This window comes from Flavobacterium sp. (assembly GCF_024305175.1).
Lineage (GTDB): Bacteria > Bacteroidota > Bacteroidia > Flavobacteriales > Flavobacteriaceae > Flavobacterium.
The window spans coordinates 26,269-40,155 of sequence record NZ_JAMWYY010000019.1 but is presented as its reverse complement, the minus strand read 5'-3'; the positions used below and the strand labels follow the sequence as shown (position 1 = coordinate 40,155).

The 13,887-nt window shown below is 40.7% G+C and carries 8 protein-coding genes; 6 read left to right on the top strand and 2 right to left on the bottom strand.

Features of this window, described 5'->3' with window-relative positions; translation table 11 throughout:
- From Q0K96_RS06655 to Q0K96_RS06630, 6 genes are all read left to right on the top strand, one after another.
- Entirely contained in the window at positions 1 to 840 is an 840-nt protein-coding gene (locus Q0K96_RS06655) for an ABC transporter permease subunit (RefSeq protein WP_297333226.1), read from the top strand.
- A gap of 16 nt (positions 841 to 856) precedes the next feature.
- On the top strand, positions 857 to 3,163 hold the full coding sequence (locus tag Q0K96_RS06650) for a choice-of-anchor L domain-containing protein (protein WP_297333225.1): 2,307 nt from the start codon (positions 857 to 859) through the stop codon (positions 3,161 to 3,163).
- A 37-nt stretch (positions 3,164 to 3,200) separates the two neighbouring features.
- Positions 3,201 to 6,536 carry a T9SS type B sorting domain-containing protein gene (locus tag Q0K96_RS06645; protein ID WP_297333224.1) on the top strand — a complete coding sequence of 1,112 codons (3,336 nt, stop codon included), beginning with the start codon at positions 3,201 to 3,203 and terminating at the stop codon, positions 6,534 to 6,536.
- Positions 6,537 to 6,642: 106 nt separating this feature from the next.
- A complete protein-coding gene (locus Q0K96_RS06640) occupies positions 6,643 to 9,978 on the top strand; it encodes a T9SS type B sorting domain-containing protein (protein ID WP_297333223.1) in 3,336 nt (1,111 codons plus the stop codon).
- Between the two features lie 113 nt (positions 9,979 to 10,091).
- Positions 10,092 to 11,630 carry a T9SS type A sorting domain-containing protein gene (locus tag Q0K96_RS06635; RefSeq protein ID WP_297333222.1) on the top strand — a complete coding sequence of 513 codons (1,539 nt, stop codon included), beginning with the start codon at positions 10,092 to 10,094 and terminating at the stop codon, positions 11,628 to 11,630.
- A 294-nt stretch (positions 11,631 to 11,924) separates the two neighbouring features.
- Complete coding sequence (locus tag Q0K96_RS06630; protein ID WP_297333221.1) at positions 11,925 to 12,479, top strand: hypothetical protein; 555 nt, start codon at positions 11,925 to 11,927, stop codon at positions 12,477 to 12,479.
- Positions 12,480 to 12,545: 66 nt separating this feature from the next.
- Here the strand turns inward: Q0K96_RS06630 and Q0K96_RS06625 are convergent, their stop codons facing one another.
- Both Q0K96_RS06625 and Q0K96_RS06620 read right to left on the bottom strand, forming a co-directional pair.
- Positions 12,546 to 13,049, bottom strand: coding sequence for a TlpA disulfide reductase family protein (locus tag Q0K96_RS06625; RefSeq protein WP_297333220.1), 504 nt, complete (start codon positions 13,047 to 13,049; stop codon positions 12,546 to 12,548).
- Positions 13,050 to 13,067: 18 nt separating this feature from the next.
- The gene (locus Q0K96_RS06620; protein ID WP_297333219.1) at positions 13,068 to 13,871 is read right to left on the bottom strand and encodes a hypothetical protein; all 804 of its coding nucleotides are present in this window, start codon (positions 13,869 to 13,871) and stop codon (positions 13,068 to 13,070) included.
- Positions 13,872 to 13,887 lie beyond the last annotated feature (16 nt).

The window sequence follows — 13,887 nt, the reverse complement described above, 5'->3', positions numbered from 1 at the left end:
ATGAAACGCCTTTTAACTATAGAACTGCAAAAACTCTGGAAAAACAGGGCAAGCAAAGTACTCATAATCGGTTATTTTGTACTGCTCTCCTTTATAGCGCTGCTTGCTTCAGTCAACTTTAAAATAATAGGGATAGATTTCCGCCTTGCCGACCAGGGTATCTTTAATTTTCCTTATATCTGGCATTTTAACACCTTTATTGCCGCTGTACTTAAACTGTTCTTAGCATTGGTTATCGTTTCGATGATGTCTAACGAATATACTTACGGCACCTTAAAACAAAACCTGATAGATGGGATGAGCAAAAAAGAATTTGTGCTCTCAAAATTCCTTACAGTAGTTTTATTTGCTACAGCTTCTACTATCTTCATTTTTATTATGTCGTTACTGCTTGGCTACAGCTTTTCTTCTTATACAGAAATATCTATAGTTTTTACAGATGTAAGTTATATACTTTGGTATTTTATAAAGCTGGTTGCCTTTTTCTCTTTCTGCCTGTTTGCAGGTATATTAATAAAACGCTCGGCATTTGCAATAGGTTTTATATTGCTGTGGAAAGTTGCAGAATGGATTATTTATGGCCTGCTGCGCTGGAAAATAATTAAAGACGGTGAGATAACCGACAGCATTATGGGCTTCTTCCCGCTGGAAGCGATGTATAATTTAATAAAAGAACCTTTTACCCGTTTTCAGGCCTACAAAGCATTAGAGAACCTCAACTCGGGCACAGTGAACGAAAAGTACTACGGCACACATTGGTATGAAGTGTTAATTGTGATATTCTGGACGGCATTCTTTATTTTTATGTCTTACAGAATATTGAAAAAGAGAGATTTGTAGTATCTTTGCAGCCGCTATGGAAACAAGGCTGTCATACTACTACACGTTATTTTTTTCGCTGCTATACATAACAGCATCAGCACAATACATTCAGGTTAACGATACATATACCGCACAGCAACTGGTGCAGGACGTGCTTGTAAACAGTCCGTGTGCATCAGTTTCTAACTTTTCGGTATCCGGAGCTAATTATGATACCGGCGAACAAAGCTTTGGCTACTTTACGGCAGCCGGCTCTTCTTTCCCGTTCCAGAATGGTATTATCATCAGTACGGGCAGGGCTATCGGGGCAGAAGGCCCGAATACCTCTTTGCTTGATGATGGTGGCGGTATGAACTGGCCTGGCGATATAGACCTTCAGGCGGCACTTAACATTAACAACTCGGTAAACGCTACAGTACTTGAATTTGATTTTATACCGTTAGGTAATAAAATAAGCTTTGATTACATGCTCTCTTCAGAAGAGTATCATGATACGGCACCCTGTACCTATTCAGATGGCTTTGCTTTCCTGCTGCGCGAAGCAGGAAGTACAGGGCCTTACCAAAACCTTGCGGTAATTCCCGGTACACAAACACCTGTAAAGGTAACATCAGTACACCCCGAAATACCGGGTGGCTGCCCTGCGGTTAACGAAGAGTATTTCGGCGCTTTTAACGGCAGCGAACACCCAACGAATTTTAACGGGCAAACTACAGTGCTTACAGCCCAGGCAAATGTTACTCCTGGTGTGCTTTATCACATAAAGCTTGTAATTGCTGATGAAGGCAATTACAGGTATGACTCTGCTATATTTTTAGGCGGTGGCAGCTTTGATGTGGTTACCGATTTGGGCAGGGACAGGCTTCTCGCAAATGATAATCCGCTGTGTGCAGATGAAACCCTTGTGCTTGATGCCGGCTACCCCAATGCACAGGGCTACCAGTGGTTTAAAAATGGCAGCACAATAAACGGGGAAACTAATGCAACGTACACTGTAATTGATGAAGGTGTGTATAGTGTGGCAATAGATTTAGGCTCAGGCTGCACTACAGAAGGCGAAATAACTATAGAATACGCAACACTGCCACCGGTAGTAAACACTACCCTTATTCAGTGTGATGACGATAATAACGGGCTAACCACATTTAATCTTGATCTTGCTACAACACTGGTAACAAATGGCAACCAGGACCTGATTGTTAATTACTACACCAGCCGTGAAAATGCCGAAAATGGCATAGATGTTTTAGGCAACCTTACCTCTTTTGAGAATACTGTACCTAACCAGCAAATTTTTGCAAGGGTACAAAACCGCTATGGCTGCTACTCAATAAGCACGGTTACACTGGCAACATCTGCAAATGGCGTTACGAGTCCGCAGCCCATAGAAACCTGCGACGATGATGATAACAGCGACGGTTTTTATGTAACCGACCTGACCCAGAGGGATGCTGAAATACTACAGAACCTTCCGGCCAACCTGCAACTGCAATATTTCCTTAGCGTGCAGGATGCCCTTGAAGCCGTTAACCCCATACCTGACCCTGAGAATTTTGAAAATACCGTAGCCGGAGGGCAAACGGTATATGCCCGTATTTTTAACGGCAGCGAATGTTATGGCATTGCAGAGGTAGACGTTATTGTTTACTATTTTGGAGACCCGTCTGTAGCGGAAGAGATTTACCTGTGTGAGGATGGCTTTATAATACTTGATGCAGGCAATGGCTTTGCGTCTTATAGTTGGGATACCACGCCTGAACAGAACACACCACGCATAATTGTAACAGAACCCGGTACTTATACCGTTACCGTTACTAATAATTTTGGTTGTACAGGCACAAAAGCCTACCGTGTAATATTAACAGGGAAAGCCACTGGCGCTTTATTTGACATTAACGATTTTAACGGAAGCGACACCAATACCGTTACGGTACTGCCACAAGGCCCGGGCGATTATGAGTATTCCATGAATGGTATTACGTATCAGGACTCTCCCGTTTTTGAAGGCCTGGCAGCAGGAGAGTATACTGTTTTTATCCGCGATAAAAACGGCTGCGGAGTTTATACCGATACGGTTTACGTTTTAGATTACCCAAAATACTTTACACCAAACGGTGATGGCGTTAACGAAACATGGCGCATACCCTACATGTTTAACAGGCCGGGTATCACTGTTACCGTTTTTGACCGTTTTGGTAAAATTGTGGCAGGCTTCCGTGGTAACAGCAGCGGATGGGACGGCACACTTAAGGGCAATAAACTACCCTCTACCGACTACTGGTTTGTTATTGAACTCGAAAACGGAAAATTAGTAAAAGGACATTTTGCGCTAATACGTTAATTTTTATATATTTATAAAAATTTAACGCCATCCTTTCGTGAAATGTATTTTCCGCCTTTTATGGTTGTGCATTTTAACGTCCGGCAGCCTCTACGCTCAAAGCGATTGCCCGGACGCAATTATTGTGTGCGGAAATGACGACTACTACGGCCTTAATGCAACAGGCATAGGCGTACAGGAACTCGGGCCAAATGCCTGTTTCAGTGCCGAAAATAACAGCCTGTGGCTGAAGATCATGATTAAGGAGGGCGGCACACTTGGCTTTACCCTTACCCCCGAAGAAATTGACGACCTTGTTGTAGATTTCGATTTCTGGATATTCGGTCCCGATGCCGCCTGTAGCAGCCTGGGTACTGCCATACGCTGCTCTACAACCAACCCCCTTGCCGCAGGGCTAAGCTACAACACCACCGGGATGAACGACACTGAAACTGATGTTTCGGAAGGGCTGGGGCCAAACGGAAACTCTTTCGTGCAGTGGATGGATGTAAATGATGGGGATATTTACTACCTGATTATCGACAGGCCGCACGGGGCGTCTAACTTTTCTATTGAATGGACAGGCAGTGCCACATTTCATGATATACCTGTTTTTAATAATCCTGATAATATTCCGCTGGATATGGTGCAATGCGATAATGACGGCATTGCAGACGGCAAATCTGTATTCGACCTAACGGCTTACCAGGAAATGTTTATCGGTTCACAAACGGGTGTGGCCCTTACCTACCACCTTTCTGAAAATGACATGTTAACGGGCGATAACGCGCTGCAAAATCCGCAGGCATTCATCAACACAGAACCTGTACAAACCATTTACATGCGAATGGCAGATGTGGTTACGGGCTGTTTCTCGAACCTGACGTATACTGTTGCAGTTACACCAGGCATAGGCAACCTGCAGGATTTATATGCTTGTGATGATGATGGCATTACCACCTTTAACCTTGCAGAAAATGATATTGCTGCTGCAAACGGAAGCCTTAATGCTGTTGTGAGCTATTATGCCTCTCAGGATGAAGCCGAATCAGCCACTAACAGTATAGGCCCTTTATATCAAAACTTAGTGCCTTACCAGCAGCAAACTATATGGGCAAGGCTGGATAAGGCTGATGAGGGTTGTGTTGATTTTGCAACTTTTACCATCAATCCGCAATATATACCTGTGTTTGCTACTGAAGGCAACCTGCCCCCTAACCTGTTGCTTTGTGACAATGACGGCTCTGCGGATGGGTTTAGAATATTTGACCTGACAATTAATGAGAATGCCATGGTGGGGAATCAGGAAAATATCCTCTTTAAATATTATGAAGATATGGCAGGCCTGCCCGCACCCAACCCGATAGCTTTTCCTGAACAATACACCAATGTTTTTAATCCGCAAACCATACATATAAAAATAGAAAACAGCTTTACTGGCTGTTATACTACAAGTACTTTTACGATTACTGTCAGCCCCGGGGCGGGAACACCGCAAAACCTGAGCCTTTGCGATGACGATGGTATAGCTGTATTTGACCTCTCTGTTAACGATGCAGCTGTTGCCAATGGCAGTACCAATGCACAGGTAAGTTATTACTCATCGTTACAGGATGCACAGGAGCAGGAGAACAGTATAAGCTCCCTTTATGAAAATACAACAGCATTTGCGACACAAACAATATGGGCAAGACTGGATAAGGCTGCCGAAGGCTGCACCGATTTTACGAGTTTTACCATTACTCCGGTACAGCCCCCGCAGTTTAATGTACCGGGGCAAACGCTGCCTACAATAACAACCTGCGATAATGTGGGTGATGAGGATGGTATAGCTGTGTTTGATATTACCGCTAATGAAGCCCTGCTTTCAGGAAACCAGCAGGGGATTACTTTTACCTACTATGAGGATGTAAATGGAAGCCCTTCACCAAACCCGATTGCAAATCCTGAAAGTTATACCAATACTCAAAATCTGCAACTTATACATATAATGGCAACTAACGGTGCAACCGGATGTTCTGTTACAAGTTCTTTTATCCTGGAGGTTATACCGGGCGCAGGCACACCTCAAAATCTTTACGGTTGCAGCGAAACAGGCTTTGCGGTTTTCGACCTTTCCCAAAATAACAGTGCTGTAGCCAATGGCAATAGCCAAGCTGTTATCAGTTATTATGCCTCTGAACAGGATGCACAAAACGGCACCAATGCTTTAGGCAGTCAATACCAGAATTCGGCTGCATTTACACCCGAATATATATGGGCACGTTATGAAGTATTGAATGGCAGCTGTTATGAAATTACATATTTTACTATAAATGTTTTTACTGCACCTGTTTTGCATAACCCTGATAATATTACACTTGGCATCACTAAATGTGATGATGACGGAGTAAACGATGTTTCTACTTTGTTTGACATTACAATTTATGAAGAAATGTTTACCGGCAGCCAGCAGGATATTGCCATTACCTACCATACCACAAGCCAGGATGCGGAAACCGGAGGTAATGAAATTGAGAACCCAATGGCTTACGCTAACACTGCAAATCCGCAAACTGTATATGTACGGATGGAGAATACACTTGCAGGATGTTATATTACAACATCATTCCCTTTAAATATAGAATATACCATTCCCACCGGAACACCACAGGATTTACTGTTATGTGATTTTGAAGGAAACGGTTTGCAGATATTTGACCTTTGGCAAAACAACGAGCTTGTTAGGGATGGCAATACAAGTGCAGCAATTACTTATCATGCAAGTGAGCAGGATGCTGAGAACGGAATTAACCCCCTGCCCCGTTTTTATATAAACTCAGAACCTTATTTTAATGAAGAGATATGGGCACGGCTGGAGAATACTGAAGGATGTTTTGGCTATGGCATAGTGCCATTTATTATTGGTATACTGCCAATACCTGATACCGAATATAACCTGAGTATAGTTGATTTTACGGAGAATGAAAATTCTGTCACTATTGCTATGGAAAACAATCCTGAAGGTTTCGAATTTTCACTGGACAATATTACCTATTCTGACAGCAACATATTTGAAAACTTAGAACCCGGATTATACACGATATATGTACGCTCTAAAGACAACTGCACGTCATTTACCATAGAAGCGCCAGTGCTGAATTACCCCCGCTTTTTTACACCAAACGGTGATGGTTCTAACGAAGTGTGGAATGTTGACTATATCCGTTTCTTTCCCGATGCCCGTATTACGATATTCGACAGGTATGGCAAGCTTATAAAAAGCTATATGGGTAAAGAAATGGGGTGGGAAGGCACCTATAATGGTGAAAATCTTCCTTCTACCGATTATTGGTTTTTGCTTGAATTTGCTACAGGGCGTAAAATAAAAGGGCATTTTGCTTTGGTTCGTTAAATTCTAATCAATATCAGGTAAATACTCATCGAAATCATACAATTAACACTATAGCCAGATTTTTTGCGTTAAGATTTTATTAATTTTGAAAGCTTAACCAATCATCATGAAAAAAATTACCCCCTTACTATTGCTTTTGTTTGCTACCTCCACCTTTGCCCAGGGCGAGGCAAACAACTGGTTTTTTGGCCTTGGCGGAGGCATTCAGTTTTCTGCAGATGGCACTGTTACACCGCTTTTTGGCGGACAGGTACAAACCAATGAGGGGTGTAGTACGATATCTGATGCTGATGGTAATTTACTATTTTATACAGACGGGCGAAATGTTTGGGACAGGAACCATATACTGATGCCCAACGGCAACTATGGTGCCGGGACCGGGCTTTTGGGCGACCCATCTAGTACGCAGTCAGGTATTATAGTTCCTAAAAAAGGAGATCCTAATATTTATTATATTTTTACTGTAGATGAGCCCCACCATGAAAATGCAGCAGTTTACCCGGCACAGTTTAATGGTATATATAGTGACACAGGTGAAGGAGTACCTGCACAGGATGATGGCTTTAATAATGGTTTTAATTACTCTGTAGTAGATTTATCTGTAACAGGGGCCAACGGTAGCATTGGTGATGTTGTAACCCGCAATGAGCCTTTGGTTACCTATAACCCTGCCAATATAGAACACCTGAAGTACAAGTGCTCGGAAAAAATCACGGCTGTAAAAAACTCAACCAATACCGGCTTTTGGGTTATCACACAATTTGTTGATTCTTTTTATGCTTTTGAAGTTACAGCTAATGGAGTAAACACAACACCTGTTGTTACCCAAATAGCACCCAATGTACCAACATCAGGTTACAGGCGTAATGCCATAGGCTATTTAAAAGCTTCACCTAATGGCGAAATGCTCGCCATTGCCCACAACCAGATTGGTACATTTTCCGGTGGTGCTACTACTAATGGTACTGTTTACCTTTATAATTTTGATAACGCAACCGGTACTGTAAGCAACCCTTTACAGTTAGCAAATAATATAAACCCTTACGGGCTGGAGTTCTCAAAGGAATCAAAAAAACTATATGTTACTTATGACCTTTCTTTGGTTCAGTTTAACCTGGAGGCTGCTAACATCCCTGCCTCAGAAGTATTTATTGCTTCGGTAGGTACTTCAACCGGATTACAATTGGGGCCAAACGGAAAAATTTACAGGTCGGCCATAGGTACAAACCAGCTTGATGTAATTAATGAACCTGATGAAGACGGATTCGCTTGTGATTTTGTTTCAGGAGGTGTTTCATTACCCTTTTCAATGACATGTACCTTTGGGCTGCCCCCTTTTATAACCTCTATATTCTCGGCAGATATAGAGTTTACCAATACCTGCTTTGGTGATGTTACAGAGTTCAGCCTTGATGCGCTTGGCGATTTTGACTCTGTTGTATGGGATTTCGGCGATGGTGCTTCTTCCACTGAAAATGCACCACAGCACCAATATGCGGCACCCGGAATTTATACTGTTATAGCTACCATAACAAAAGATGAAGAGGTATTTACGGCCACTAATGAGGTAACTATACATGTGGTACCTGTTGCCAATAATGCGGTAACACTAACCGAATGTGACCCTGATAATAATGGTGTTGCCACTTTTAACCTTACTGCTAACAGCACAAATATTCTCGGCCTGCAAAATGCAACCGAATTTGAAGTTAAATATTATATCTCTCAGGAAAATGCTGATGCCGATACTTCGGCAGTAAATGCAACTGCATTTGTAAACACCAGCAATCCGCAAACGCTTTTTGCAAGGGTACAAAACCGTGCTAACAGGAGCTGCTTTTCAACCACTTCATTTTCTGTAGCAGTTTCTAACACACCTGTACTTAACGGCAACAGCTTTGATATTTGTGATGATGATGCCGACGGAGATAATACTAATGGTCAGGCAGAGTTTACCCTTAATGATGTAACCGCCGCACTGGTTCAGGACACAGTTAACTTCAGTACAGCTTATTATACAACACAGGCAAACGCACAGGCACAAACCAATGCGCTGGGTCAGAATTTTTATAACACGGTTCCTAACCAGCAGGTTATTTTTGCGCGTGTGGTAAATAACACCAATGCTGACTGTTTTTCTATTACGCCGATTACGCTGAATGTAATTGCATTGCCTCCGGTTGTAAACAACGCCTTCCTGGTACAATGTGATTTGGGTGTAGCCCCAGATGGCATTACACAATTTAACCTTACCGAGGCTGACAGCCAGTTTATTAACGGGGATCCTGACCTGGAAACGGCTTATTACGCTACAGAAGCAGATGCCGAAAATGATATAAATGAAATTACAGGTAGCTATACTAATACATCGAACCCGCAAACAGTTTGGGTAAGGGTAACCAACAACCAGACAGGATGCCACAGGGCGCTTCCGTTGCTGCTACAGGCTACGGTAAACACTTCGCCTGCAATAGTGCTTGAAACGTGCGATGATGATGGTACAGAAGACGGCTTACACTTTTTTGACCTTACCGAGGCCGGTATTGAAGACGGTGTACAAACTGTTGTGTATTATGCCAATGCTACAGATGCGCTTTTAGAGCAAAACGCGATTGATACTGATTATACCAACGTTATACCATATCAGCAGAGTGTTTATGCACGTATTGAGAACAATAATGAATGTACGTTATTACAGGAAATAAAACTGATTGTGTTCGAACTGCCTGACATTGATATAGAAGATGAAGCTATTGTTTGTAACAACACACAGGATTTTATAATATTAACCAGTGGTATAAATGCAAATCCGTCCCAATACAGCTATTTATGGTCTAACGGGGCAACAACAAACAACATAATGATAAACCAGCCGGGCGTTTATACTGTTATGGTTACTAACATTAATGGTTGCGAGAAGTTGCGTACTATTACTGTAGCGCCATCTGATGTTGCTGTTATAGATGATATAATTGTAGAAGACCTGAGAGATAACAACACTATAACTGTGGAGGTTTCACCAACAGGAGGTGTAAACACTACCTACTTTTACAGCCTCGACCTACCGGAAGGGCCATTTACCGAATCTAATGTTTTTGAAAATGTAGCTCCGGGCATACATACGGTTTATGTGTATGACACAAATGGGTGTGGTATTGTGCAACAGGAAGTAGCTGTACTGGCTATACCTAAGTTCTTTACCCCTAACGGAGATGGCACTAACGATTTCTGGAATGTTATCGGGATAAAGTCAGAACTTTATGAAAACAGCCGTATTTATATTTTTGACAGGTATGGTAAGTTTATAGCGGGGGTTAACCCTTTAAGCCTCGGATGGGATGGCACCTATAACGGCAACAAGCTGCCCTCTACTGATTACTGGTATGTATTAAACCTGCAGGACGGACGAACTGTAAAAGGCCATTTTAGTATGGTAAGGTAGTGCAAAATATTTCCGCATAATTTTATCGTGTGTAGAATAAATCATTTATTTTAGTAGGGTATTGCTGTTTTAAACTGTTAAACAGAGATAGTAAAAAACCAGAACTGAAAAATATGACAAACAACTACCTCAAAAAATTATTACTGAAATCTGCTCTGTTTGCACTTATAGTGCCTTTTTGCGCAAATGCACAAGACCCATACACTGTAGAATCTATCCCGTATCAGGTTTATGAAGGAAACCTGCCTATCCAGCATACTACAGATGATGTATATACGGATGTGATGGATTTACCCTTTAATTTTACGTTTTACGGTAACACCTATAACCAGTTTCTTGTAAGTACTAACGGTTATATCGATTTCCGGACTGACCTCGTAGATGAATGGTCACCTTATGCACTGACTATGCCTATTCCGGCAGAAGATTTTCCTGTAAAAAATTCGATATTGGGTTGTTACCACGATATGGATAACAGTAATGTTGGTGGAAACGGCACTATAACGTGGTCTGTTACAGGTGATGCACCTTACCGTAAAGCTGTATTTCTTTATACCGACCAACCGCATTATGGTGCAACTTGTAACACAACAACAAGTACATTCCAGATCATCATATATGAAACCATTAATTATATAGATGTACAAATAACTAAAAAGGGACTTTGCACTTCATGGCAGGAAGGTAATGCGCTTGTAGGGCTTATTAACAGTACGGGGCTTGAAGCTATTGCAGCACCGGGAAGAAATACAGGCGCATGGGAAGTTGCCCTTGGCGAAGGTGAAGGATGGCGTTTTAAGCCATTTGCAGAGCCGCAGTACCGTTACATTAAGTGTGATGAAGATACTGACGGTATAGAAACTTTTGATTTTTCGGTAATCGAAGCTGACCTTTCTACCTCGGCAATGTTTTATCTCACAGAAGCCGATGCTGAGCAACAGGTAAACCCTCTTTCTGGTACATCCTATACAAATACTGTTGCGTTTGAAGATACTATATTGTATGCAAATGTAAATGGCATTGTATTACCGGTAACACTTAGCATGGTAGATTGCAGCCTGCTATTTGATAACGATAATGTAGCTGCTCTTGATGAAGACCTGAATAATGATGGTAACCTTGCCAACGACGACACCGATGGTGACGGCATTCCTGACTTTGCTGATAATGATGATGACGGCGATTTAGTGCTTACCAGTTTAGAATATGTATTCGGCAGGAATACAACAGACAGTTACCTGGATACTGATAATGACGGCATTCCTGATTATCTCGATAATGATGATGATAATGATGGTGTACTTACTGTTGATGAAGATTATAACCACAACGGTGATGCCTCTGACGATGATACTAATGGCAATTCAATCCCGGATTACCTGGAGGCAGCGGTTGCACTGGGCGTTGATGCAGTACCGGCCCTTTCGAAGAATATAAGCCTCTACCCTAACCCGGCAACAGATATATTAAACATTAGTAATACCTCCGGAAAGGCAATTTCAGAAATTACAGTTTATTCTGTTACTGGTGTAAAAGTGAAACAAATTACAGAAGGTAACAGTGTTAATGTGAACGACCTTCAAAGCGGGCTGTACTTAGTACAGGTTAAAGTAGAAAACCAGGTACTCAACTACAAGTTCATGAAAAAATAAATGATTTACTAAACACCTAAACTTTTATTTAAAGAATTTTTTATCAAATTTATGAAGAGAATGCAACTGCTGATTGCAGCAATTTTTGTCCTTGCTTGTGGAGCTTGTTCAAAAAACGAATCTACACCTACACAAATTAGTGAAATTGAAGAAAAACGCTATAATCCTGACGGAACTTTCAGTAAAACATATTATTACTATAGAGGAGGAAATCTTTCAAAAACGAGAGTATATAATACTGCGAATTTCATTACACATCAGCATGAGTATACTTATTACAGCAATGGCTTGCTGATGAGGGTACATAAGAAATCGGTAAACGGACAAACTATTTCAACATATATATACAACTATGACAATTACCGCAGGCTAATGCATATGTCAATGGGGCCATATTATGTAAATCTTACTTATGATGACCAAAATAATACGGTACTTGCGGAGCGTTTGGGAGATTCACCTGAAAATAAAACGTTTTACTTTAATACGGATGGCGCCGTTTACAGCGAAGTTGCCGGAGCTAACACCTATGACGTAACTTATGACGGACAAAATGCATTATCCTGTAAAAAGGATGGACTTGTAATTAACACACATGAGTATTTTGACGGATATGAAGCTATGCAAAGTGAAAGTATGAAAAACGAGCCATTGATGAATGAAGTTCTTCGTGCAAATGCGTTGGCAGGTGCAGAAAGTGCTATTGCAACAAAGCTTTTAAAACGTTCTGTAATTGGTCAGGATGTTACCGATTATGAATACACTTTTAATGGTGCAGACCTTCCTAAGACGCGAAAGGAGTACCTTAATGGAATATTAACTCGGGAATGGACTTATTCATATAAATAAACACAAGTATACAACAATCCCCACGCATTGCGTGGGGATTGTTGTATTTAGCATGGTAACATTACCCTATTGAACAGTTTTCTTTACTGCCCGGCGTAAAGAGCGCATCATTCCTTCACTAAAGCCCGTATCAGCTTTAATCAGGTTTCCCTCTTTATCATACAAAAGCGTAGTAGGAAAACCTTCCACATTAAATAATTTATAAAGCAACACTTTTGTTTTAAAGGTAGAGCGGTAATTAGCTTTTTTATAAGTAAAATAATCGGCTGTATCTTCCTGAATGTCAAAATCATTCATACCAATTATAACAAGGTCATCTTTAAACTCCTCCTGCAATTCAATAAGATGCGGCACTGCCTTTAGGCATGGGTAGCACCCCCTGTACCAAAAATCCAATAAAACTACTTTACCCTTCAGGTCTTTTAGATTCAAAGAATCTCCGTCTTGCAGTTTAACTTCTATATCGGGTAATGATTTAGGTGCATTCTTAGTTTGTGCATATACAGCAAAGGGAATAACCATAGCCATGAGTATAAATAACACAGTTATTGTCTGTAACTTATTTTTCATCTTTATAATTTATATATATTATTGCCGGGCAAAAGCCTTCTGTCTAAAATCTCTGTACCTTTCTTCTGCATTAAATGTTTCATTATTCTGAACAGCAAACGCATCTTTGGGTATGTCAGGATTAATAGCTAAATATTCTACCTCGTAGTACATATATTGTTCCATATTCTCAAATTTAATTGTAGAATAATAAGCAACTGGTAAGTAATCAGATTTCCGTATATAATGTTTTACAACCGCATCTCTGTAATCTTCAGTATCCTGATAGTGAATTTCCAGCATATAAACAGGTTCATCATTTAAAACTTCTTCATCAATTTTAATCATACCGGCAGATACTTTATACCTCATAAAAGGTTTTTTCTCAGAAAAATATTCCTGTAGCAGCATATTCGAATAATTCTGTACTATGGCTCTTACTTCCCGTTTTTTGGTATATATATCTGGTGGTATCCCTGTATTAAGAGAGTCAAGATTAAAATATGTAACCCATAGCGCCTTTTTTCCATCATACTTGCGATGACCGTAAGTATGCCCTTCAACACCTTTATATTCAAAATCTAAAATATTATAAGCTTTAAATTTGTCTTTCGGGGCTATTAGTAAAGAGCATATTACAGTTTGCTGTATTGTATCTCTTTTCGAAAAATATTTATCCTTACGATCCATTTTGTACACTACCGTACTGATATTACTGATAGCATTATCAATTTTTTGTAGTATTTCTATAGCCTCAGTTTCCTTTATCTGAGCGTTGCAATAAGAAGTTGCTGTAAGAAATACTATTACTAAATTGAGTACAAGAAAATATTTATGTTTCATAATTATAGTATTGGAT